General features: G+C 70.8%; 3 protein-coding genes. All 3 read right to left on the bottom strand.

Translation table 11 applies throughout. The features are described from left to right. Window positions 1-402, bottom strand: a 402-nt coding sequence (locus tag ACV4UX_RS18645) for a lactate racemase domain-containing protein (RefSeq protein ID WP_491594781.1), incomplete at its 3' end; no start/stop codon positions are given. 10 nt (window positions 403-412) lie between these two features. Next, window positions 413-1576: an iron-containing alcohol dehydrogenase gene (locus ACV4UX_RS18640; protein WP_491594780.1), complete on the bottom strand. Its 1164-nt coding sequence runs from the start codon at window positions 1574-1576 to the stop codon at window positions 413-415. A gap of 84 nt (window positions 1577-1660) precedes the next feature. After that, window positions 1661-2561, bottom strand: a 901-nt coding sequence (locus tag ACV4UX_RS18635) for an FGGY-family carbohydrate kinase (RefSeq protein ID WP_491594779.1), incomplete at its 5' end; no start/stop codon positions are given.

The raw sequence follows: 2561 nt of genomic DNA, 5'->3' as shown, positions 1-2561 counted from the left end.
CGCGAAGAGTCCGCCCGAGATGTCGCGGACGTCGTCTTCGGAGAGCCGCCCGATCACCTTGAGTGTGTCGGGCAGGTCCCAGCGGTGGTTCAACAGCCTGGAACCGGGCAGGAGCCGCGCGCGCGTTTCGGGCGTGAGGCCGTAGAGCTCCTCGATCTCCCTCTCTGGCAGCGGCTGATGGGTGCCCAGGGCCACCATGAAGTCCAGGCAGGCCGAGTGGGGGAGCATGAGTTCCGCCAGGTTCCTGATCATCATGGGCAGGGGGCAGGTCCGGGTCGTGTCCGGCGTGAGGACCAGCACGCGCTTGCCCGCGAACGCCTCCCTCGGCGCTCCGCGCTCCATGACGGCGCGCACTTCGGCCTCGCTCAGCCCCTTGTCCAGATATCCGATTCCCTCAGCCATGGGGCCCTCCTTACATGGACCTGGTAAAAACGTCCGCCACGTCTTCGCGCGAGAGCGCCACGGGCGTGATGTCGAAATGCCGTCCCACCGTGGCGTAGACGTTGTCGGTCAAGGCCCGGACGTCGGACGGCGAGAAGCCGTGACCGGAAAGCCTTTCGCCGTCAAGCCCGCACCGGGCGATGAGGTCTTCGAGCGCCCGCGCGAAGGGCATGGGTTTCCCGTCGTCCGCGCCCAGGGCCACGGCCAGCGCCGGGAAGGCCTCCGGCTTGCGGGATTCCAGGATGCCGAAGAAGGCCCGGGACAGCATCACCAGGCCCAGGCCGTGCGGCAGGGAGGGATTCAGGGCCGAGAGAGCGTGCTCCATGGGGTGGTGCACGATGTTGGCCGACAGCGTCTGGCATACGCCCGCCGCCGTGGCCGCCCAGGCCATGCCCGCGCGGGCCTCCAGGTTGGAGCCGTCCCTGATGGCCGTCGGCAGATGTCTGGAGATGAGGCGCACGGACTCCAGGCTGAAGAGCTCCGAGGCGGGCTGGCTCACCGTGGCCAGGAAGGTCTCCACGGCGTGGAAGAAGGCGTCCATGCCGGTGTAGGCCGTCTGGGCGGGGGGCAGTCCGATGGTCAGTTCCGGGTCCACGATGGCCAGCGAGGGGATGGTGCTCTCGAACCCGAAGCCCAGCTTCTCCTTGCTTTCCAGGCGGCTGATCACCGCCCAGGGGTCGCACTCGGAGCCCGTGCCGGATGTGGTGGTGATGGTCACGATCGGCAGCGGCGGCTTTTCGGGCTGCCTGCGTCCGCCCGTGCCGCGCTGCACGTAATCCCAGAACCGGCCGGGATTCGTGGCGGCCACAGCGACGGCCTTGGCCGCGTCCATGGGGCTTCCGCCTCCCAGGCCGATCACCACGTCGCAGGAGCTCTCGCGCGCAAGACGCGCCGCCTCGTCGATGGAGGATTCCACCGGGTTCGGCGTGATGCCCGCGTAGACGACGGCCTCGATGCCCCGCCCCTCCAGGGCGCGGACCACCCTGCCCAGTATCCCCGCCCGTTCCATGGAGCCGCCCGCGCCCGTGACCACCAGGGCCTTGCCGCCCGGCAGGTGGGGGGTGGAGCCCAGCTCGGAGAGCCGTCCGGGGCCGAACAGGATGCGGGTCGGCAGGAACAGATTGAAGGCATTCATGGTGTGGCCTCGCTATGGTTATCCACTGCATGGGACATCCGGTCTCCTCGCCCGCACGGACAAGGGCCGTGGCTGTGACCACGACTACGCGTCGGCGATGATCTGTTCGTAGAGCGTGCGCTGGCGCTCGACGGCTTCCAGGTGGAGGGCATGGGCCTTGACGTCCGGGGCGAGGACGATTCCGTCGGGAACGGGGAGATCGGCCACGTCGCGCACGACGCCCAGGGCTTCCAGGGCCATCAGGGCCGCGCCGCGCATGGAAGGCTCCTCCACGTCCGGGAAGCGCACCTCGCGCCCCACGGCGTCGGTGAGGATGCGCCGCCAGGCCGGGGAGGCCCGCAGGGCCCCTCCTCCGGCCACCACGGTGAATCGTCCGGGCAGCACGGCGGCGAGTTCCTCCAACACCATGGACAGACGCTGGGCCACCGACTCCAGCCCCGCCCTGAAGATCTCCACCGGCCGCGTGGCCAGGGTCATGCCCACCACGGCTCCGTTGGCCTTGCCCGACCAGCCCGGCGCGCGCTCCCCCGCCATGAGCGGGAGCACGGTCAGCCCGTGGGAGCACGGCTTCATGGACGCCACTTCCCGTTCGACATCCTCCGGAGCGCCCAGGCGCAGCACCTCGCGCATCCAGGCGGGCAGCGACCCGCCCTCGGTGAGCGCCCCCCCGGGCAGGGAGCGTTCACGGTCCAGGCGGTAGCGCCACAGGGCCTTGGGCAGCGCGCCGGGCGCGCCGGGCGTCACCGCGCGAACGGCGCTGGTGGTGCCCACCGTCACGGCCGCGCGCTCCGGCGAGGCGCAGCCCGTGCCCACGTTGGCGGCCGCCCCGTCGCCCATCAGGGGGAACCACGGGATGTTCGCCAGAGCGGGCCAGCGCGTGCGCCAGCCGTTCGCCAAGCCCGCGCAGGGCTCGTCCAGGTCCGCCAGGGGCGAGAACAGCGACGGCGTGAGTTCCAGTCGGCTCAGCAACTCCTCGTCCCAGCGC

It is taken from the genome of Fundidesulfovibrio sp. (assembly GCF_058402725.1).
This window is presented reverse-complemented; position numbering and strand designations above follow the sequence as displayed.